We start from the raw sequence: 19,501 nt of genomic DNA on the forward strand, positions 1-19,501 counted from the left end.
GCAGCTCAGCGGGCAGGGGCAACGGGAGGAACGGGTCGTGCGGGGTGCGGGTGTCCGGGTACTGATCGTCGGCGGAGGTGTCGCCGGACTGGCGACGGTGGCCGCGCTGCGCGAGTGGGGCGCGACGATCGACGTGGTCGAGCGGGCGTCCGGGCCGACCGGCTCCGGCACCGGGATCTACCTCACCGGCAACGCGACGCGGATGCTCGACGTCCTCGGTCTGCGCGAGCCGGTCGCCGACGTCGCCGTGGAGATCACCCGGCAGCGCAGCGCCAACCAGCGCGGGCGTCGCCTCTTCGACATCGACGTGGCAGCGCTCTGCCGGGGCGTCGGGCCGTGCGTGTCATTGCCCCGGGCGCAGCTGCACCGGGCGCTGCTCGACGGCGTCGGCGACGCCCCGATCCGCTGGGGCCGCCAGCCGGTCGCGCTGTTGCAGGAGGGCGGCCAGGTCGCCGTCGAGTTCGACGACACCAGCACCGACCGGTACGACCTGGTGATCGGCGCGGACGGGGTGCACTCGACCGTCCGCCGGCTCGCCTTCGACGGCCAGGCCGCCCGCGACCTCGGGCAGTACGCGTACCGGTGGGTCGCTCCGCGGATCGACGACGAGCCGGTCTGGTCGGTGCAGTTGGGGCGCGGGAGGCAGTTCCTGACGATCCCGATCAGCGCCGAGCAGACGTACTGCTACTACAACGACGGTCCGGTGGCCGAGCGGCAGGGCTGGCGCGACGACCTGGGTGCGACGTACAGCGAGCCGGTGGCCACCATGCTCAAGGCCCTGGACTACGACGACAGCACCCTGCACGCCGGGCCGAACCAGGAGGTGGTGCTCGACTCCTGGGCCCGGGGGCCGGTGCTGCTGGTCGGCGACGCCGCCCACGCCACCTCGCCGAACATGGCCCAGGGTGCGGCGATGGCGCTGGAGGACGCTGTCGTGCTCGCCTCGTCGTTGGCCGCCGCCGATTCCGTCGCCGACGCGCTGCGCGCTTTCGAGGCGCGGCGCCGCCCACGGACGAACTGGGTGCTCAGCCAGACGCACCGCCGCGACAAGGCCACCGGGCTCCCGCCCGCGCTACGCGACCTGGTGATGCGCCGCCTCGGCGAGCAGATGTTCCGCTCGAACTACGGGCCGCTGTTCGCCCAGCCCTGACCGGCGCTGCTCACGGCACCTGGCCCGGCCGGTCGACGATGGCGACCCGCAGGACGGCGGCGGCCGACTCCAGTGACTCCTTGCCGTTGCGTATCACCGAGTTGCGGGTGCCGAGGTAGACGTGGGAGTCCCTATCGAAGATGAGGTCCACGTTGCCACCGATCACACCGGGCATCCGAATCGCCACCCCGTGCCGGCCGGCGGCGTCCACCACGTCGCCGGAGATGACGACCGCCCCGGGCTCCCGTGCCAGCACCTCGTACAGCGCCGCCAGCGCTCGGGGTGGCACGTAGCCGCGAAGCATCGACCGCGCTGTGGTGTACGCCATGCTCTCGTCCCCGTACACGGCCTCCTCGTCGGCGCCTTCGGGAAGGTGCAGGTCGACCGGGTGCTTCCGGAGGTATCGCAGCAGCGCGTCCGGGTCGGTGGGCAGGCCGCCGTGGTACGCGGGCGGCTGGAACGCGTCAAGCTTCTTCTCGGGATCGCCGGCATCGTTCATACGGAGCTCCCTCAGCCCGCTCCACCCGTTCGGATCGGCCTCGGGTCGGTACCGCCCCTGGGTGTACGCGACTCCGCCGGCCGACTGCCACAGTTGGTTCCGGATCGTCAGGTACGGGCCGCTGTCCGGCAACTCCCGGGTCGTCGCCAGGATCTCCGTGAAGACGTACTGGTCGGGACGGGCGGTGAGCTCCGGTTGTTGCCGGGCGGCGTCGGCCGCCAGGTGGAAGATCTCCGACGCGCTGGCCGTCGGCGGCGGCTGATCACCCAGTTTGATCGTCTGGACCACCAGCGCACCGGCGGTCAACGTCACCGCCAGCCCGAACGCTCCGGCGAGGCGCCAACCGCTGAGAAACCGGGTACGGCGACCGGTGGGACGGGCCTCCGACGCCGCCTCGCCCCGATGGGCCACGTGTGCGGTCAGATCCCTGAGAAGTTGCTCCTCGAAACCCTGCGGCGACCGTTCGGTCTCGTTCATCGTCATCTCCGTCTCCTCAGGCGAGGGTGGTGGCAGGGCGGGCGAGCACGGCGCGGACGAGCCGACGGGCGCGATGCAGGCGGACCCGGGCGGCGACCGGCGACATCCCGAGCACTGTCGCCGCCTCCGCGACGGTGAGGCCGTCCACGGCGACGAGTTCGACAAGCGTCCGGGTGCCCTCGGGGAGGTCGCCCAGCGCCCGATACGTGCGGCGGGCGGCCTCCTCGGCGTCGATCCGCTCCTCGATCCGGGCGATGTCATCGGGGCCCAGGTCCCGCCGTCCGGCCAGACGACCGGCGACCCGCAGCCGTTGGGCCGCCCGACGCCGCTCGTCGCCGATGACGTTGCGGGCCACCCCGTACAGCCAGCCGATCTGGCTACCCCGGTCCGGCCGGTAGCCGGCCGCCGACTCGATCACCGCCAGGAACACGTCGGCGGTGAGGTCGGCGGCGAGGTGTGGATCGTCGACCCGCCGCGCCACGAACCGGCCCACCGCCTCCAGGTGCCGCCGGTAGAAGACCTCGAAGGCCACCGGATCGGTGCCGATGCCGGAAATGTCGTCATCGGCTCGGTCGGGCTCACTCACGGGCCGTCCTCTCTCGCGCCTTCACACCCCTTCTTCGTACGGCGGAGCGCGGGTGTTACGCCGTAATGCCGCTTCCCGCCCGGCGCGGAACGCGGCGCTGCCGGTCCAGTTGGGCAACCGCCCTGGTGATGCGGCATTATCGAAGCACCGGCGACTGGCGGCACGGGGATGGTGAAACCATCGGGGAGCCTCTCGCGGGCGTCGACCGCCTGGGCGCCTGCGTCGAGGGACCATCGTGACCACGACCAGCCCATCCGTCGACAACCGCAACCCGTCGGGCACGGCCCGACTCCTGCCGGGCGCACCAGTCGCCGCAGCCGTCCTGGCCGAAACCGCGGCTGCCGCCACCCGTCTGCGCGAGCGCGGCATCACACCGAGCCTCGCCACCATCCTCGTCGGCGACGACGACGCCAGCGCCGGTTACATCGCCATCAAGCAGCGTCAGGCCGCCGCGCTCGGGTTCGACTCCCCGCACGCGCACCTGCCGGCCACCGCCACCCAGGCGGAGCTGCACCAGGCCATCGCCCGGTTCAACAACGACCCGGCCGTGCACGGACTGCTCGTGCAGTACCCCGTTCCGGGGCACCTGGACTACGACGCCGCGCTGCAGACCATCGACCCGGACAAGGACGTCGACGGCATGCACCCGCTCAACATGGGACGCCTCGCCGTCGGGCTGCCCGGCCCGCTGCCGTGCACCCCCGCCGGCATCGAAGCCCTCCTGGCGTACCACGAGATCCCCGTCGCCGGTCGCGAGGTCGTCATCCTCGGCCGGGGCGCCACCCTGGGCCGCCCCCTGGCCATGCTGCTCGCCCAGAAGCGCCCGACCGCCAACGCCGCCGTCACCGTCGTGCACACCGGCGTGCCCGACTGGGACCGCTACACCCGCCGCGCCGACATCCTCGTCGCCGCCGCCGGCGTACCCGGCATCGTGCGGCCTGAGCACGTCAAGCCCGGCGCGGTCGTCATCGGCGCCGGCGTCCGCTACGACGGTCGGCGGCTCCTGCCCGATGTGGACGAAGCGTGCGCCGAGGTCGCCGGCGCCATCACGCCCCGGGTCGGCGGGGTCGGCCCGACCACCGTCGCGATGCTGTTCCGCAACGCGGTACGTGCCGCCGAACGCGCCAGCCAGTAGCCCGGTCGCCGAGATCGCCTGATGCTGAGCAGCCCGGTCGTCCACAGCTACTCGGCATCAGGTGATCCAACCGGCTTTCTACGGTTGGATATCTCCTCCAGGTGCTGGAGCTGGTGCTGCCGGACCATCTCGTCCCAGGCCTCCTGGTCGTAGTCCGGGTCCGGCGGGATCCACTTGTGCGAGTTGTCGCTGTAGTGGAACCGCTCATCGCCCCGCCGGATCAGACTCACCGGACCCAGCCCAGGAAACGCCGGTGCAGCAGCCCGGCGGGCACCCAGGTCAGATCCTCGGCCGCCCAGACCAGGTAGGACCCCATATAGAGGGCCAACGACACAGGTGTGCCCTCGAACTCTGCAACCAGCTCCGTGCGCCGGGTCCGGCAGGGCCACGGTGCAGCGCAGCCGCCGCAGGTCCACACCGGAAGGACCGGGCCGTGGGTGGTCACGGCCGACCATCCAGGAAGCGCCGGATGGCCGACCGGGCGTGCCAGCGGACCGCCCATTCCGCCTGATAGCAGGGGTACGGGGACAGCCGCGCCCACCACCAGCGACAGCCGGCGCAGAGCCCGTCAACGCCGGGCAGGTGCACGGACAAGATTCGTCCGACCTGATCCTCGGTCACTCCTGCTCCTCCCCTGGCCAGTGGCCTCGGCGGATCGGGATGCGGTGCCGGGCTCGGCACGGCAGGTCGGCGCCACATCGGCAGATCCGCCGCCACCGCTGCCACGACCAGACCGGCCGATGGCGCCGAGCCAACGTCAGCGCCACCGCCAGCAGGTAGTCGTCGTACGGCACGTGTTTGGGCACCCGACCTCCGCGCGAGTTGTCGCGCCGTCGCCGGGCGTGACCACTTCACCACACACCACTCAGCCGTGTCTTGTCAATCTGCAAGTGACAATAGTCAACTGAAAGTCGCGCCTACGTTCAGGGCGTGAAGCGACCGCGCTTGTACGGGCCTGGCGAGTTGGCCGCCCTGTTCAACGTGTCGCGCCAGCGGGTACTCCAGATCACCCGCCGACCCGGCTTCCCCGAGCCGGTGGCCCGCCTCATCGGGACGACCATCTGGGACGCGGACGAGGTGGACGAGTGGGCCAAGCACAATCGCCCACCACGCCCAACTGAGGGCGACGAAGACCGCTAATCCCGCAAATCAGGAGCTGATCCGATCGGGCATGGAGACTTCGGATCGCCTGGTCTGGCGCAAGTCGAGCCACAGCGACAACAACGGCGGCGCTTGTGTCGAGGTCGCCGAACTGCATACGAGCATCGCGGTGCGCGACAGCAAGGACCCCAACGGGTCGACCCTTCGCTTCACGAGAGGCGCCTGGACGGGGTTCGTGCGCAGCATCCGGTAGCTCCCGGCCGCAATACCCAGAGCAGCAGGCATGCCGTGCCCTCGGCCGGCCCCTAGCAGTGGAGGCCCGTTCCGGCTGCCCAGCGGATGGCGATGCCCGCCGGGTGCGCCTACCGGCCGCTGTCCGGCTGGGGGGCCTCCAGGCGCCGGGCGATCTGTTCGATGGCGGTGAGGTCCTCTGGCGTGAGCCGGTCGATGAAATGGCGTCGTACCGACTCGACGTGGGCGGGTGCGGCCGTGGTGAGGGCGCCCAGGCCCTCTTCGGTAAGCACGAGGAGGCAACCTCGACCGTCGGCCGGGTCGGGAGTGCGCCGGAGTAGGCCGCGCTCCTCCATCCGGCTGGCGTGCCGGGACAGCCGGCTGCGGGACCAGCCCATCTTGTCGGCCTGCGCGTGCAGGGTGCTGGTGTGGTCGGGTCTTTCCGACAGGGTGCTCAGCACCTCGTAGTCGGGCTCTGAGAGTCCGATCGCCGCCAGGTCACCCGAGGTGCCGGCCTGGACGGTCACCATCACCCGCAGAAACGCGCGCCACGCCCGCTCCTCGTCCGCGTTCAACCAGTGCACCTGCGCTACCTCAGGTCTCGTTGACATGTAAACAACCTACCCCTATATTTCGTTTCCATGTCAACGAAACCGCTCCGCCTCCTCGTCCTGGTATGCAGCACGCGCCCAGGGGCCCTCGGCCCGGTGATCGGGCAGTGGTTGATCGACGCGATCACGCCCTGCGCCGCCGAGCTTGGCGTCGAGTTGGTGCCAGTGGCCCTCGCCGACCTGGATCTGCCGTTCCTCGACGAGGAGGAACATCCGTCGTCGGGCATCTACCGGCAGGAACACACCCGTCGGTGGAGTTCGATCGTGGACACGGCGGACGGTTTCATCGTGGTGACACCGGAGTACAACTACGGGATGCCGGCGACCCTGAAGAACGCGCTGGACTACCTCGGCCGCGAGTGGGCGTGGAAGCCGATCGGCTTCGTCAGCTACGGCAACACGTCGGCCGGCACGCGGTCGGTCCAGCATGCCAAGCAGGTCGTGACTACGCTGCGACTGGTCCCGTTGGGCGCCACGGTCGCGATCCGCATCGGTGACGCGTTGGACGACGGACGGCTGCGCCCCGACGCCGCGCGCGATGCGGCGAGCCTAGGCCTCCTGAACGAACTGGTCCGGGTCTCCCACGCCCTCCGGCCGATGCGCGAACGGGCAGGCGCCGGGACGGTCGCTGGCCCCGTGCCGGGCTCGTATGCGCGGCGGCTGACCCCCGACGACGCGCCCGAGGTCACCGTGCTGCAGCGGTGCTGCTGGGTAGAGGAAGCCGTCGTCAACGACACCTTGGCCATACCTGCCCTGCACGAGTCGCTGGAGCAGGTCCGCGAGTGGCTGGCGGACCAGCACACCACGGGCGTCTGGCTGGACGGTCGACTCCTGGGCATGGTGCGTACCCGCCGCGCGGGCACCGACTGGCACGTGGGACGCCTCGCCGTCGTACCGGACCTACGCGGTCACGGGCTCGGCCGGTGGCTCCTGCGCACCGCCGAAGCCGCCGCCGACCCGAGTATCCGCCGCATCGTCCTGTTCACAGGTTCCAATAGCCAGCGGAACATCAACCTTTACCACAGCGAGGGATACGAGCTCGTGCCATCGACCAGCACGGACGGAACCGCGCTCCTCACCAAGGACGCTGAACCTACGCCCAAGCACCGACACTCGAGACTCGGTGAGAATGCACGCTCTTAGCCGCTGGCTGGGCGCTTACCTCTGCACGCTCCCGGGATGGAAGAGCCTGGAAACGGCGCTGCCCCGGCCTCCCAGAAGGGCAGCCGGGGCAGCGCTTATTGCGTACGTCAGCTGCAGCCGCTGGTGGAGCCGCAGCCCTCGCAGACGTAGCAGCTACCGGCCGGGCGCATCTTCGTACCGCAGGTGAAGCAGAGCGGCGCGTCGGCGGCCTTGCCGATCACGGCCTCCAGCAGCTCGGTGCTGGAACCCACTGTCGGAGCCGGCTTGGCGGCGGCCACGTCGGCCATCTCCTGGGCCGGCTGGGCGACCGCCTCAGTCTTGGCCGGAGCCTCGACCGGCGCGGACGACGCCATCGCGGTGAGCTCGGCGCCGGTGACCCCGGCGGCCTCCGCGTCGGCTTCGGCCCGCAACTGGGCGGCCCGCTCGCTGGCGGTGAAGATGCCCAGCTCGGCGCGACGCTCGTAGGGCAGGAAGTCCAGTGCCAGGCGACGGAAGATGTAGTCCATCACCGAGGCGGCCATCCGCACGTCCGGGTCGTCGGTCATGCCGGCCGGCTCGAAGCGCATGTTGGTGAACTTGCTGACGAACGTCTCCAGCGGCACGCCGTACTGCAGGCCGATGCTGATGGCCACCGAGAAGGCGTCCATCACGCCGGCCAGGGTGGAGCCCTGCTTGGACATCTTGAGGAAGACCTCGCCGAGGCCGTCGTCCGGGTAGGACGACGCGGTGAGGTAGCCCTCGGCGCCACCGACGGAGAAGCTGACCGTCTCGGACGGGCGCTTCTTCGGCAGGCGCTTACGCACCGGCCGGTACTCGATGACCTTCTCGACCGCGGCCGGCGCGGCGGCTGCGGTTTCGACGGCGGCCGGCTCGGTGGCCTTGTTGTTCTTCGCCACCGAGAGCGGCTGGCCGACCTTGCAGTTGTCGCGGTAGATCGCCAGCGCCTTCAGGCCGAGCTTCCAGCCCTCGAAGTAGATCTTCTCGACGTCCTCGACGGTGGCCGCCTCCGGCATGTTGACCGTCTTGGAGATCGCGCCGGAGACGAACGGCTGGATGGCCGCCATCATCCGCACGTGACCCATCGGGGCGATCGTCCGCTCGCCCATCGCGCAGTCGAAGACCGCGTAGTGCTCCGGCTTGAGGCCGGGGGCGTCCACCACGTGGCCGTGGTCGGCGATGTGCTCGACGATCGCCTCGACCTGCTCCTCGGGGTAGCCGAGGCTGCGCAGGGCGCGCGGCACCGTCTGGTTGACGATCTGCATCGAGCCGCCGCCGACCAGCTTCTTGAACTTGACCAGCGCCAGGTCCGGCTCGACGCCGGTCGTGTCGCAGTCCATCATGAAGCCGATGGTGCCGGTCGGGGCCAGGACGCTCGCCTGCGCGTTGCGCCAACCGAACTTGTCACCGATCTTGTTGCCCTGGGTCCACTGCTTGGTCGCCTCGCGGACGATCGCGGTGGCCACCGGGCTGGTCGGCTTGATCTCGTCGTTGGCCGCCGCGTGCTTGCGCATGACCCGCTTGTGCGGCTCGGCGTTACGGGCGTAGCCGTCGTACGGGCCGACGACGCCGGCCAGCTCGGCCGAGCGGCGGTAGGCGGTGCCGGTCATCAGCGAGGTGATCGCCGCGGCGACCGAACGGCCCTGGTCCGAGTCGTACGGCAGGCCGGTGGCCATCAGCAGGGCGCCGAGGTTGGCGTAGCCGATGCCGAGCTGCCGGTAGGCGCGGGACGTCTCACCGATCTTGTCGGTCGGGAAGTCCGCGAAGCAGATCGAGATGTCCATCGCGGTGATGACGAACTCGACGGACTTGACGAACTTCTCCACCTCGAAGCCACCGTCGGCGCGGAGGAACTTCATCAGGTTGAGCGAGGCGAGGTTGCACGAGGAGTTGTCCAGGTGCAGGTACTCCGAGCACGGGTTCGACGCGGTGATCCGGCCGGTCTCCGGGCAGGTGTGCCAGTCGTTGATCGTGTCGTCGTACTGCAGGCCCGGGTCGGCGCACTCCCAAGCGGCCTGGGCGATGGAACGGAAGAGCTTCTTCGCCTCGATCGTCTCGATGGTCGAGCCGTCGAGCCGACCCCGCAGGTCGAACCCGCCGTCGTTCTCCACCGCCGTCATGAACTCGTCGGAGACGCGGACCGAGTTGTTGGCGTTCTGGTACTGCACGCTGACGATGTCGGAGCCGCCGAGGTCCATGTCGAACCCGGCGTCGCGCAGCGCGCGGATCTTGTCCTCCTCGCGCGCCTTGGTGACCACGAACTCCTGGATGTCCGGGTGGTCGACGTCGAGGATGACCATCTTGGCCGCCCGGCGGGTCGCGCCGCCGGACTTGATGGTGCCGGCCGAGGCGTCCGCGCCGCGCATGAAGCTGACCGGGCCGGAGGCGTTGCCGCCGGAGGAGAGCAGCTCACGGGACGAACGGATGCGCGACAGGTTGACCCCGGAGCCGGAGCCGCCCTTGAAGATCAGCCCCTCCTCCTTGTACCAGTCGAGGATCGAGTCCATCGAGTCGTCGACGGCCAGGATGAAGCAGGCGCTGACCTGCTGCGGCGACGGCGTGCCGACGTTGAACCAGACCGGCGAGTTGAAGCTGAACACCTGGTGCAGCAGCATCCAGGTCAGCTCGTGCGCGAACACCTCGGCGTCGGCCGGGCTGGCGAAGTAGCCGTACTCCTCACCGGCGGTGCGGTAGGTGGTGACCACCCGGTCGATCAACTGCCGCAGCGACCACTCCCGCTCCGGGGTCCCCACCGCGCCCCGGAAGTACTTGGTGGTGACGATGTTCGCCGCGTTGACGCTCCACGACTCCGGGAACTCGACCCCCCGCTGCTCGAAGTTGATCGAGCCGTCCCGCCAGTTCGTCATCACGACGTCACGGCGCTCCCAGGAGACCTCGTCGTACGGGTGGACCCCCTCCGTCGTCCACACCCGGTCGATCTTCAGCCCCGTGCCTGCCTTGCTTCGTGAACGGCTAGTTGTCACGCCGTCGCCCCCCTCGTCTGCGCGGTGCCCCACCGCGCGTCCCAATCTCTCGAAAAACCGTGAAGACTCAGCTGGTACGGCCGGCGGCCTCAACCGCATCGGCCCGGCCCTGCTCCCGGGCTCGCGCCGCGGCCCGCAACGTCTCGATCTCGCGCTCGAAGTCAGCGAGCGAGTCGAACGAGCGGTAGACGCTGGCGAACCGCAGGTAGGCGATCTCGTCCAGGTCGCGCAGCGGACCCAGGATCGCCAGGCCCACCTCGTGACTGGGGATCTCGGCGGCTCCCTTGGCCCGGACCGTCTCCTCCACCCGCTGCGCGAGCAGCGCGAGGGAGTCGTCGTCCACCGGCCGGCCCTGGCACGCCTTACGCACCCCGCCGATGATCTTCGTGCGACTGAACGGCTCGGTCACCCCGCTGCGCTTGACGACCGCGAGGACCGCCTCCTCGACGGTGGTGAACCGCTTGCCGCACTCCGGGCAGGACCGCCGCCGTCGGATGAGCTGGCCGTCGTCGGCCTCCCGCGAGTCGACCACCCGGGAGTCAGCATGCCGGCAGTACGGACACCGCATCGCCCACCTCCAAAAAATGATCAACTGCGAGCACTACGGACACTTCCGGGCACGACTCACCGCGACGGTGCCATCCTCGGATGACGCCCGCCGTGATCGACGTTACGGGAGTGCGGTCGGTAGTCAGACCCAACCTGTAGGCAACTTACGCCCGTGTCACTACTACATCTAGGGGTCGACCGTATGTCGCCGAGGAAGCCGGGTCAAGTTGGCCGGCGTGTCCGGCGCGTCACGGACCATCCGCCCATCCACGCCCAGCAGCGCGCCCGAAGACCCAACGCCCCGACCCCGCCCGGGTTATCGGCCAGGGAGCCAGAACCGGGCCGGAAAACAGCCGACGATCGAACACCAGTTCTACCTGACGTACCATTTATCAGAACATCCGTACGAGCGGAGCGCTTTTTCACCCCGACACGCCGGTGAGAGGTCGTACAGATGTTTGAAAATGACTGATCTCACCTATACGGTCATGAACAACGTGGCACCACCGCACGCACCACGAGCCGACGAGGCACCCAGCGCCGACCAGGGAGGACGGACGTGACCGAGGACCGGGCCAGCCGGCCGAAGAGCCCGCAGCAGATCACCGAGGCGGGCCCGCCGGCCACCCGACGCCGCAGCGCCGCGCGCAGCCGGACGGGTCAGCCCGCCGTGCGCCAGGTCACCCCGGTGGTCAGCGCCTTCCCCGACCCGGCGACGGTCGACCTGACCGCCCGCCAGCGCCGCATCCTGGAGTTCATCCGCACCTGGGTGGAGCGCCACGGCTACCCCCCGAGCGTCCGGGAGATCGGCGAGGCCGTCGGCCTGGTCTCGCCGTCCAGCGTCGCCTACCAGCTCAAGGAGCTGGAAAAGAAGGGCTTCCTGCGGCGCGACCCCAACCGGCCACGCGCGGTGGACGTCCGCGCCCCCAGCGAGGCGATCGACGACGAGCTGTCGAGGGCACAACGACCCACCCCGGCATACGTGCCGATGCTCGGTCGGATCGCCGCCGGTGGGCCGATCCTCGCCGAGCAGGCCGTCGAGGACATCTTCCCGCTCCCCCGCGAGCTGGTGGGTGAGGGCGAGGTCTTCATGCTCCAGGTCAAGGGCGACTCGATGCTCGACGCGGCGATCTGCGACGGCGACTGGGTGGTCGTCCGGCAGCAGCCGACCGCCGACTCCGGCGAGATCGTGGCCGCGATGCTCGACGGCGAGGCGACCGTCAAGACCTACCGGCGGCGCGACGGGCACGTCTGGCTGATGCCCCAGAACCCTGCCTTCGACCCCATCCCCGGCGATGACGCCACCATCATGGGCCGGGTCGTGGCGGTGCTCCGCCGGATCTGACCGATCGGCGGGTGGGTGCCGACGGCGCTCACCCGCACCGCTCGTCACGGGCGGGTGAGCGCCTCAACGCTGATCAGTAGCGGTCGCCCCGGTGACCGCGACCGCCACCGGGATACTGCCGGTACGGGTCGTTGGGCGCGTCGTCGTCGCGTCGGCGAGCGGGCCGCTGACCCCGGTAGTCGGGCTCCTGCCCACCGCGTCGGGGCGGCTCCGCGCGACCGGGTTGACCGCCGTCGCCGCCGCCGTACACGCCACCGCCGGGACGACCACCGCCCGCGCCCTGTGGGCGACCACCGCCACCGTGCGGGCGACCACCGCCAGCCGGAGGCCGACCGCCACCAACCGGTGGGCGAGCGCCACCACTGACAGGGGGCCGACCGCCGCCACCGGCCGGGGGACGTCCGCCGCCGTACACGCCGGCGCCACCCGGTGCTGGCGCACCGTAGCCACCATCGGCCGGGGCCGGCCGAGGGCCACCGCCGTACACGGCGCCACCGGCCGAGGCCGGGCCGCCGCGACCCGCGCCCCCGCCGTAGACCGCGCCGCCGGCCGGCGCGCCGCCACCGTAGACACCGCCCCTGCGGTCGTCGTCAGCACGGCCGCCACGCGGGCCGAACGGGTCGTCATCGGGATCCGAGGTGTCGGACGGGTCGGCGGTCGGCGGACGACGCCGCGCGCGAACGATGCCGAAGATGCCGGCGGCGACCAACAGCAGGCCGATCAGCCCGACCGCGCCGACCATGTACGTGATGTCGTCGAGGCTCAGCCCGTCCGTCCAGGACTTCGAGGCGGCCGGCTTGCCACCTTCCTCAGGGGCCAGTGGCACCGCGGTGGAGGTGGACGGGGTGTAGCTGAGGATGTCGAGCGGCTCGTCCTCGGTGAACCGGGCCGCATCGGAGACGGTGAGGAACGACTTCCCGTCCGAGGTGTAGCTGATGGCCTCACCGAACGGGTCGGCCAGCGGCGTCACCCGCGGCTTGCCGGTGGTGAGCGCGGCAACGATGTCACCATCGGTCACGTCGAATTCGAAGGCGTCCGCGTAGGTGCGCAGGACCACCCGAGAACCGTCAACGGTCCGGGACGCGCCGGTGATGGCGATCCGGCCGAACGTGTTGAGGGGGTTTTCCGTCTGGGTCTTCGGCAGCGTGAACTCGCCGGCCTTCTGCAGCGGCACCGGGTCGGTGTCCCCGCTCTTCAGGGCCGCCGACGGCGTGTAGATCTCGGCCTTGCCGCTGGTCACCTTGGTGATGATCAGCGGCTTTCCGTCGTCGCCGATGAGCAGCGCCTCGGCGTCGTGCGGCTTCGACTCGGGGTAGGAGAGCCGGTGCAGCGTCGGCAGCCTGGAACCCGCGACCGGCATCGACCAGAGCGCGATGCGGCTGCGGCGCTCCTTCGAGTCGGGATTGTCACCGGTGTCGGCGATCCAGAGGGTCTTGCCGTCCTTGGACAGGGCGAGATCCTCGGTGTCCGACGGACCCTGCCCCGAGTAGCGGATCGGCTCCTTCGCGATCTTGCACTTGCTGTCGAGGAAGAAGATCCGCTTGCGTGCCGCGACCTCGGTGCCGTCGTTGATGACGATGAAGCCGGTCTTGGTGGCGACCAGCCCGGACAGCTCCCGAAGGCGCTCGTCGGTGATCGTGCATCGCTTCTGGCCAGGATTGGCGGCGGGCGGCCCGGACGCCCCGGGGGCGGGAGCCGCCGCGGCGACTCCGGCAAGCGCCACGGTTGCCCCGAGCAGGCCGAGGGCAACCGTGACCGAGGAAACAACGCGGCGCATTCGGCCAGTGTCGCATGCCGCGCGTTTCCAGTGGATGACGCCGTGGCCGGTCAGGACCGGCTGCCGGCCACCTGCTCCTGCCGTTCCACGTCGAACGCCGCCAGCTCCGCCGCCAACTCCGCGCCGACACGCACATGCAGCAGGGTGCCCTCCGGCAGGTGCGCAGTGCTGAGCACCTCGCCCGTGCGGTGCGCCCGAGCCACCAGGTCACCCCGGTCGTACGGCAGCACGGCCCGGACCTCCACGGCCGGGCTCGGCAGCCGCTCCTCGATCGCCGCGCGCAGCTCGTCCATGCCCCGACCGGAGTACGCGGAAATGAAGATCGCGTCCGGCCACAGCCGCTTGAGCCGCAGCAGCGTGTCCTCGTCGGCGGCGTCGGTCTTGTTGACCACCAACAGCTCGGGCAGCCGGTCCGCGCCCACCTCGGCGAGCACCTCGTGCACCGCCCGGACCTGCTCCTCCGGATCCGGGTGGGTGCCGTCGACGACGTGCACCACCAGATCCGCCTCCGCGACCTCCTCCAGCGTCGAGCGGAACGCCTCGACGATCTGGTGCGGCAGGTGCCGGACGAAGCCGACAGTGTCGGAGAGGGTGTAGAGCCGACCGTCCGAGGCGGTGGCCTTTCGGGTCGTCGGGTCCAGCGTGGCGAACAGCGCGTTCTCCACCAGGACGCCCGCGCCGGTCAGGCGGTTGAGCAGGCTGGACTTGCCGGCGTTGGTGTAGCCGGCGATGGCGACCGCGGGAACGGCGTTGCGGGAACGCCGGGCGCGCTTGGTCACGCGTACCGTCTTCATGCTCTTGATCTCGCGACGCAGCCGGGAGATGCGGTGACGGATGCGCCGCCGGTCGGTCTCCAGCTTGGTCTCACCGGGACCACGAACACCCACACCGCCGCCGGCGCCGCCGCCCCGGCCGGAACCACCGGTCTGGCGGGAGAGCGTCTCACCCCAACCGCGAAGTCGGGGCAGCAGGTATTCGAGCTGGGCCAGCTCGACCTGCGCCTTACCTTCCTTGCTCTTGGCGTGCTGGGCGAAGATGTCCAGAATCAGCGCCGTCCGGTCGACAACCTTGACCTTGGTGCGCTGCTCCAGGTTGCGCAGCTGCGACGGGGACAACTCACCGTCACAGATGACGGTGTCGGCGCCGGTGGAGAGCACCACAGCGCCCAGGTCGTCGACCTTGCCGCGGCCGATGTACGTGGCCGGGTCGGGTCGGGTCCGCCGCTGGATGAGCCCTTCGAGCACCTGCGAACCGGCGGTCTCGGCCAGCGCGGCCAGCTCGGTCAGGGAATTCTCCGCGTCGGTGACTGTGCCTTCGGTCCAGACGCCCACCAGGACGACCCGCTCCAACCGCAGCTGGCGGTATTCCACCTCGGTGACGTCGGTGAGCTCGGTTGACAGGCCCGGGACGCGTCGGAGGGACTGCCGCTCCGACAGCTCCATCTCGCCGGTGGTGACGTCGTCGAGCTCGTCCTCGACGGGGACAAAGCTCTCCTGGTCTCGCAAGCGGTTCTCCTGTCCGTTTTGATAAGTAGAACGTAATCCTGACATGACACAACGCCGAACGCACCTGCTATATGCCCATGGTGAAGGTCGCCAAAAGTGGGGGCGAATGCTGGTCGGCACCGACAACCCGGTAGAAATGCGGGCGGCGGCCGATCGGCCGCACAGCCGTTACGGAGGGATCCCGTGGCCATCACCCGACTGCCCAGCGCCGGATTTTCGATCACCATCCGGATCGCCGTGACCGCGGACGCGTCCTCGATCGGCCGGCTCACCACCTCCGTCGGCGAGGCCGGGGCGATCGTCACGGCGCTGGACGTGGTGGACTCGGACCCGACCAACGTGATCGTCGACCTGACCTGCGACACCGCCGACGCCGGTCACGCCGACCAGGTGGTCGACGCGCTGACCGCGCTGGACGGCGTGGACGTGCGCAAGGTGTCGGACCGGACGTTCCTGCTGCACCTGGGCGGCAAGATCGAGGTGACCTCGAAGGTCGCGCTGCGCAACCGCGACGAGCTGTCCCGCGCGTACACGCCGGGGGTGGCCCGGGTCTGCATGGCGATCGCCGAGAACCCGGCCGACGCCCGGCGACTGACCATCAAGCGCAACACCGTCGCGGTGGTCAGCGACGGCTCGGCGGTGCTCGGCCTGGGCAACCTCGGCCCGGCCGCGTCGCTGCCGGTGATGGAGGGCAAGGCGGCGCTGTTCAAGCGCTTCGGCGGGGTGGACGCCTGGCCGGTGGTGCTGGACACCCAGGACACCGACGAGATCGTGCAGATCGTCAAGGCGATCGCGCCGGCGTACGGCGGTATCAACCTGGAGGACATCGCCGCGCCGCGCTGCTTCGAGATCGAGGCCCGGCTGCGCGAGGCGCTGGACATCCCGGTCTTCCACGACGACCAGCACGGCACCGCGATCTGCGTGCTGGCCGCGCTCACCAACGCGCTGCGGGTGGTGGGCAAGCAGCTCCAGGACGTCCGGGTGGTCGTCTCCGGGGCCGGCGCGGCCGGCACCGCGATCATGAAGCTGCTGCTGCGCCAGGGCGTCGGCGACATCATCGCGTACGACCGGGAGGGCGCCCTGCACCGTGGGCTGACCGGGCTCAACTCGGCGTGGCAGTGGCTGGCGGAGAACACCAACAAGGAGAACTACTCCGGCGACCTGCCCGGCGCGATCCGGGGTGCCGACGTGTTCATCGGGGTCAGCGCGCCGAACCTGCTCACCGGCGACGACATCGCCCAGATGGCGAAGGACTCGATCGTCTTCGCCCTCGCGAACCCGGACCCGGAGGTCGACCCCCGGGAGGCGCGCAAGCACGCCGCAGTGGTCGCCACCGGCCGCTCGGACCAGCCGAACCAGATCAACAACGTGCTCGCGTTCCCCGGGGTGTTCCGCGGCATGCTGGACGCGCACGCCGAGGAGTTCACCGAGGAGATGGCCATCGCGGCGGCCCAGGCCATCGCGGACGTGGTCGGCGAAGACAAGATCAACCCGACGGTGATCGTGCCGAGCGTCTTCGACTCCAGGGTCGCCCCGGCGGTCGCCGCCGCCGTCCGCGCCGCCGCGCACAACCCCAGCCCACTCCCCGCCGCCGACCCCGGCCCCGCCGACCTCCCCGAGATCGCCGCCAACGCCAGCGCCACCCCCTAACCCCGCACCCACCCCCACCCACGTTGTTGATCAAGAGATTTGCGTCAGGAACGACGCGAAATCCGACGCAAACCTCTTGATCAACAACGGTGGGGCAGGGCCGGCGTCAGGTGAGGCGTGCTGGCGTCAGGGGTGCAGGGCGGTGGGGTTGATGTCGCCGGTGGCTACCAGCACGGCCGGGCCGGAGAGCCAGCACGAGTTCTCGGTGACGGTCACCGTGAGGCGGCCGCCGGGCACGTCGACAGCTACCACTCCGGTGTCCCGGCCGAGGTCGCGCAGGGCCACCGCGCCCACCGCGCAGGCACCCGTGCCGCAGGACAGGGTCTCGGCGCTGCCGCGCTCGTACACCCGCATCAGCGTGTGCCCGTCGGTGCCGTCGACCGGGTCGCCCGCCACGATGAACTCCACGTTCACCCCGCTCGGGAAGACCGCCGGGTCGTACCCGGGGGCCCTGGTGAGGTCCAGCGCCGACAGCTCCACGCCGGCCGGCAGGACGCAGACCAGGTGCGGGTTGCCGACGTCCACCACCGCGCCGGTCAGGGTCAGCCCGCCGAGGGTGGCGGCCGACTCGTCGTACACCCGGGGTCGGCGCATCTCGACGGAGACGGCGTCACCCTCGACGAGCGCGCGCACGACGCCGGCCCGGGTGGCCACCGGCAGCGCCGCGCCGGCGGGCGTGGCCAGCCCGGTGTCGAGCAGGTAGCGCACGAAGACCCGGGCGCCGTTGCCGCACATCTCGGCGAACGAGCCGTCGGCGTTCCAGTAGTCCATGAACCACTCGGCTTCGCCGGCCTGACCTGCGCCGTCCGGATGCTTGGCCGCGCGGACCACCCGTAGTACGCCGTCCGCGCCGATGCCCCGCCGCCGGTCGCAGAGCGCCGCGACCAGCTCCGGGGTCAGGTCGAGCTGACCGTCCGGGTCGGGGAGGAGGACGAAGTCGTTGCCGGTGCCGTGGCCCTTGGTGAACTCCACTCCCCCATCATCGCGCAACGGCCGGCACCAGGCGCAGGGCGGCCCCGATCAGGTCCGGGGTCGTCGAGTCCAGCCAGTGGATCCGCGGGTCGCGCCGGAACCAGGACCGCTGCCGGCGGACGAAGCGCCGGGTGGCCCGGACCGTCTCGTCGTGCGCCTGCGCCTCGGTCAACTCGCCGGCCAGCATGCGCAGCACCTGCTGGTAGCCGAGCGCCCGACTCGCCGTGCGACCCTCGGGCAGCCCGTGCCTGACCAGCTCACGGGTCTCGGACACCAGGCCGTCGGCCCACATCCGGTCCACCCGCAGCGCGATCCGCTCGTCGAGCAGCCCGGTGTCCAGGTCGACGCCGAGCTGCACCGACGGGTAGTACGGCGTGGGCTGCGGCAACGACGCGGCGAACGGCGCGCCGGTCAACTCGATCACCTCCAGGGCCCGCACGATCCGACGCCCGTTACCCGGCAGGATGCTCTCGGCGGCGGCCGGGTCGGCGGCGCGCAGCCGCGCGTACAGCGGGGCCGGGCCGACCTCTGCCAACTCCCGTTCCAGCCGCTCCCGCAACGCCGCGTCGGTGCCCGGGAACTCGAAGCGCTCCAGCACCGCCCGCACGTACAGCCCGGAGCCACCGACGAGCAGCGGCACCCGCCCCCGGGACAGGATGTCGTCCACCGCCGCGCGCGCCAGCCGCTGGTACTCCGCGACGCTCGCCGGCTCGGTGACCTCCCAGATGTCCAGCAGGTGATGCGGCACACCGTCCCGCTCGGCGACTGTCAGCTTGGCGGTGCCGATGTCCATGCCCCGGTAGAGCTGCATCGAGTCGGCGTTGACCACCTCCCCGTCCAGGGCGTGCGCCAACGCGATGCTCAGCGCCGACTTGCCGGCCGCCGTCGGGCCGACCACCGCGACGACCGTGCCGCTGGTCACGCCCGCTCCCAGGACGCCACGAAGTAGGCCACACCGTAGGGGACGGAGTCGTGCAGCAACTCGCCGCGCCACGGTGAGCCGGCCGCGCGGGCCGCGCCGGCCAGCACCTGCCAGGGGGCGCGACCGGCGGCCTTCAGCTCCGCCGACACCACCGGGTCGAGGTCGAGCAGGGCGTCCAGGTCCGCGGCGGCCAGCGCCGCGGCAACCCCCTGGTCGTACGGGAGGGCACGCGCGTCGTCGTACCCGGGTGCCTTCTCTCCCCGGCAGGCCGACCCGTCCCCCAGCACCAGCGCCGCCACCCGGTCACCCGCGGTGTCGACCTGCTCGGCGAGCGCGGCCAGCTCGGCCGGGCCGGCGTCGGTGGCCACCTGCACGGCGGTCACCGGGACCCGAGGGTTGTGGCGACTCAGCAGCCACGCGCCGATGGTCAGGCTCAACGGCAGCACCGCGCCCCGGTCGGGCTGGCCGGGCACCAGCGGCACGTCCAGGTCGACGCCCCAGGGCTGGAGGGACCCGGTCGCCGGGGTGCGGATCGGGCCGGTCACCGGGCCGGTGCCCAGCAGCACCACGATGTCCGGGTCGGTGGCCAACAGCCGGCGTACGGCGGTGTCACAGGCCGCCCGCAGATCGTCCAGCTCGGGGGCCGCTGACCCGGCCACCTCGGGCACGAGCAGGGGCGGATGCGGGCAGACGGCGGCGGCGACCAGTGGCACCCTGTCACCGTAGCGGGAATCCCCGGTGCGTCTCCGCGCCGATCCGGTCATTCGGCCCCTAGGACACCGTATGGTCACGGTCGGCGATAGGCGCTCGACGCGGACCGGGTGAGACCTGTGACAATGCCGGAAGTAACTTGGCTGCGCCGTGGCG

Annotated in this window: 19 protein-coding genes; 7 read left to right on the forward strand and 12 right to left on the reverse strand. The window is 70.9% G+C overall.

Features of this window, described 5'->3' with window-relative positions:
- The first annotated feature begins 37 nt into the window (after positions 1-37).
- Entirely contained in the window at positions 38-1,150 is a 1,113-nt protein-coding gene (locus KBX26_RS26775; protein ID WP_307857915.1) for an FAD-dependent monooxygenase, read from the forward strand.
- A 10-nt stretch (positions 1,151-1,160) separates the two neighbouring features.
- On the opposite strand, the gene KBX26_RS26780 is transcribed toward KBX26_RS26775, so the two are convergent.
- Both KBX26_RS26780 and KBX26_RS26785 read right to left on the reverse strand, forming a co-directional pair.
- A complete protein-coding gene (locus tag KBX26_RS26780) occupies positions 1,161-2,132 on the reverse strand; it encodes a CU044_5270 family protein (RefSeq protein WP_210866662.1) in 972 nt (323 codons plus the stop codon).
- A 10-nt stretch (positions 2,133-2,142) separates the two neighbouring features.
- A complete protein-coding gene (locus KBX26_RS26785; RefSeq protein ID WP_051708848.1) occupies positions 2,143-2,712 on the reverse strand; it encodes an RNA polymerase sigma factor in 570 nt (189 codons plus the stop codon).
- A gap of 235 nt (positions 2,713-2,947) precedes the next feature.
- Between KBX26_RS26785 and KBX26_RS26790 the strand changes: the two genes are divergently transcribed.
- On the forward strand, positions 2,948-3,847 hold the full coding sequence (locus tag KBX26_RS26790) for a bifunctional 5,10-methylenetetrahydrofolate dehydrogenase/5,10-methenyltetrahydrofolate cyclohydrolase (protein WP_051708847.1): 900 nt from the start codon (positions 2,948-2,950) through the stop codon (positions 3,845-3,847).
- Positions 3,848-4,288: 441 nt separating this feature from the next.
- On the opposite strand, the gene KBX26_RS26800 is transcribed toward KBX26_RS26790, so the two are convergent.
- Together KBX26_RS26800 and KBX26_RS26805 are read right to left on the reverse strand one after the other, a co-directional pair.
- Positions 4,289-4,468, reverse strand: coding sequence for a hypothetical protein (locus tag KBX26_RS26800; protein ID WP_210858239.1), 180 nt, complete (start codon positions 4,466-4,468; stop codon positions 4,289-4,291).
- Positions 4,465-4,653, reverse strand: a complete 189-nt coding sequence (locus KBX26_RS26805) for a hypothetical protein (RefSeq protein ID WP_030337387.1) — start codon at positions 4,651-4,653, stop codon at positions 4,465-4,467. The genes KBX26_RS26800 and KBX26_RS26805 overlap by 4 nt, the downstream gene beginning before the upstream one ends.
- 124 nt (positions 4,654-4,777) lie before the next feature.
- On the opposite strand from KBX26_RS26805, the gene KBX26_RS26810 reads away from it, so the two are divergent.
- Both KBX26_RS26810 and KBX26_RS26815 read left to right on the forward strand, forming a co-directional pair.
- Entirely contained in the window at positions 4,778-4,987 is a 210-nt protein-coding gene (locus KBX26_RS26810; protein ID WP_030337386.1) for an AlpA family transcriptional regulator, read from the forward strand.
- 31 nt (positions 4,988-5,018) lie between these two features.
- Positions 5,019-5,201: a DUF397 domain-containing protein gene (locus KBX26_RS26815; protein WP_210858238.1), complete on the forward strand. Its 183-nt coding sequence runs from the start codon at positions 5,019-5,021 to the stop codon at positions 5,199-5,201.
- Positions 5,202-5,310: 109 nt separating this feature from the next.
- Here KBX26_RS26815 and KBX26_RS26820 read toward each other — a convergent pair whose 3' ends face one another.
- Entirely contained in the window at positions 5,311-5,790 is a 480-nt protein-coding gene (locus tag KBX26_RS26820; protein ID WP_210866663.1) for a MarR family winged helix-turn-helix transcriptional regulator, read from the reverse strand.
- Between the two features lie 99 nt (positions 5,791-5,889).
- On the opposite strand from KBX26_RS26820, the gene KBX26_RS26825 reads away from it, so the two are divergent.
- A complete protein-coding gene (locus KBX26_RS26825) occupies positions 5,890-6,933 on the forward strand; it encodes a GNAT family N-acetyltransferase (protein ID WP_374224333.1) in 1,044 nt (347 codons plus the stop codon).
- Positions 6,934-7,040: 107 nt separating this feature from the next.
- On the opposite strand, the gene KBX26_RS26830 is transcribed toward KBX26_RS26825, so the two are convergent.
- Together KBX26_RS26830 and nrdR are read right to left on the reverse strand one after the other, a co-directional pair.
- Positions 7,041-9,914, reverse strand: coding sequence for a vitamin B12-dependent ribonucleotide reductase (locus KBX26_RS26830; RefSeq protein WP_374224332.1), 2,874 nt, complete (start codon positions 9,912-9,914; stop codon positions 7,041-7,043).
- Positions 9,915-9,981: 67 nt separating this feature from the next.
- Positions 9,982-10,482 carry a transcriptional regulator NrdR gene (nrdR, locus tag KBX26_RS26835; protein WP_210858234.1) on the reverse strand — a complete coding sequence of 167 codons (501 nt, stop codon included), beginning with the start codon at positions 10,480-10,482 and terminating at the stop codon, positions 9,982-9,984.
- A 540-nt stretch (positions 10,483-11,022) separates the two neighbouring features.
- On the opposite strand from nrdR, the gene lexA reads away from it, so the two are divergent.
- The gene (lexA, locus tag KBX26_RS26840) at positions 11,023-11,808 is read left to right on the forward strand and encodes a transcriptional repressor LexA (RefSeq protein WP_030337371.1); all 786 of its coding nucleotides are present in this window, start codon (positions 11,023-11,025) and stop codon (positions 11,806-11,808) included.
- A 73-nt stretch (positions 11,809-11,881) separates the two neighbouring features.
- On the opposite strand, the gene KBX26_RS26845 is transcribed toward lexA, so the two are convergent.
- Both KBX26_RS26845 and hflX read right to left on the reverse strand, forming a co-directional pair.
- On the reverse strand, positions 11,882-13,585 hold the full coding sequence (locus KBX26_RS26845) for a hypothetical protein (RefSeq protein WP_210866666.1): 1,704 nt from the start codon (positions 13,583-13,585) through the stop codon (positions 11,882-11,884).
- Between the two features lie 50 nt (positions 13,586-13,635).
- Complete coding sequence (gene hflX / locus KBX26_RS26850) at positions 13,636-15,090, reverse strand: GTPase HflX (RefSeq protein ID WP_210866667.1); 1,455 nt, start codon at positions 15,088-15,090, stop codon at positions 13,636-13,638.
- A 183-nt stretch (positions 15,091-15,273) separates the two neighbouring features.
- Between hflX and KBX26_RS26855 the strand changes: the two genes are divergently transcribed.
- Positions 15,274-16,740, forward strand: coding sequence for an NAD-dependent malic enzyme (locus KBX26_RS26855; protein WP_030337368.1), 1,467 nt, complete (start codon positions 15,274-15,276; stop codon positions 16,738-16,740).
- A 126-nt stretch (positions 16,741-16,866) separates the two neighbouring features.
- Here the strand turns inward: KBX26_RS26855 and dapF are convergent, their stop codons facing one another.
- Genes dapF through KBX26_RS26870 form a run of 3 tightly spaced genes read right to left on the reverse strand, consistent with a single transcriptional unit; the run spans position 16,867 to position 19,398 of the window.
- Positions 16,867-17,712, reverse strand: coding sequence for a diaminopimelate epimerase (dapF, locus tag KBX26_RS26860; RefSeq protein ID WP_210861499.1), 846 nt, complete (start codon positions 17,710-17,712; stop codon positions 16,867-16,869).
- A gap of 7 nt (positions 17,713-17,719) precedes the next feature.
- Entirely contained in the window at positions 17,720-18,748 is a 1,029-nt protein-coding gene (gene miaA / locus KBX26_RS26865; RefSeq protein WP_210866680.1) for a tRNA (adenosine(37)-N6)-dimethylallyltransferase MiaA, read from the reverse strand.
- A complete protein-coding gene (locus tag KBX26_RS26870; RefSeq protein WP_247681099.1) occupies positions 18,631-19,398 on the reverse strand; it encodes a class III extradiol dioxygenase subunit B-like domain-containing protein in 768 nt (255 codons plus the stop codon). The genes miaA and KBX26_RS26870 overlap by 118 nt, the downstream gene beginning before the upstream one ends.
- Positions 19,399-19,501 lie beyond the last annotated feature (103 nt).

The sequence above is a fragment of the Micromonospora sp. C97 genome, assembly GCF_018070385.1.
Lineage (GTDB): Bacteria > Actinomycetota > Actinomycetes > Mycobacteriales > Micromonosporaceae > Micromonospora > Micromonospora parva.

Excerpts from the sequence above, each read along its gene's own strand:
- KBX26_RS26815 (WP_210858238.1), top strand. The coding sequence starts at position 5,019 with ATGGAGACTTCGGATCGCCTGGTCTGGCGCAAGTCGAGCCACAGCGAC.
- KBX26_RS26820 (WP_210866663.1), bottom strand. The coding sequence starts at position 5,790 with ATGTCAACGAGACCTGAGGTAGCGCAGGTGCACTGGTTGAACGCGGAC.
- KBX26_RS26780 (WP_210866662.1), bottom strand. The coding sequence starts at position 2,132 with ATGACGATGAACGAGACCGAACGGTCGCCGCAGGGTTTCGAGGAGCAA.
- KBX26_RS26870 (WP_247681099.1), bottom strand. The coding sequence starts at position 19,398 with ATGACCGGATCGGCGCGGAGACGCACCGGGGATTCCCGCTACGGTGAC.
- KBX26_RS26845 (WP_210866666.1), bottom strand. The coding sequence starts at position 13,585 with ATGCGCCGCGTTGTTTCCTCGGTCACGGTTGCCCTCGGCCTGCTCGGG.
- nrdR (WP_210858234.1), bottom strand. The coding sequence starts at position 10,482 with ATGCGGTGTCCGTACTGCCGGCATGCTGACTCCCGGGTGGTCGACTCG.